Raw genomic sequence first — 302 nt, 5'->3', positions numbered from 1 at the left:
CCGTCGAGCTGGCCGGCGTAGACACCGGCGCGCCAGTGGGGATTGGTCCAGAGATCGGTGCCGGCCTGCAGTCCGCTCAAGCGGCCCTCGCTGTGCGGGCTGACGGTGCCGCGCTGCTGGAGGGTGCGGCCGGTGCTGAGCACGCGGCCCCAGGCGCGGCGCTCGCCGGTGGCGGAGCTTGCAGCGGTGATCGGGGCGCCGGTCGCGGTGCGCACGTCATCGTCGCCGGTGCGCTGGTGCAGGCTGCCGAGCATGGCCAGGTTGCCCTGGCGCAGTTGCTCGGGCAGGGCCGCGAACAGGGG

The 302-nt window shown here is 75.2% G+C and carries 1 protein-coding gene; it reads right to left on the bottom strand.

The features are described 5' to 3' along the window. Nucleotides 1–302, bottom strand: a 302-nt coding sequence (locus APY03_RS27420; protein ID WP_157103469.1) for an autotransporter domain-containing protein, incomplete at both ends; no start/stop codon positions are given.

The sequence above is a fragment of the Variovorax sp. WDL1 genome (genome assembly GCF_001541225.1).
In the GTDB taxonomy this organism is placed as follows: Bacteria; Pseudomonadota; Gammaproteobacteria; order Burkholderiales; family Burkholderiaceae_C; genus Variovorax.
Note: the sequence above shows the minus strand (reverse complement) of the source record. Positions and strands in the feature narration are given on the sequence as shown.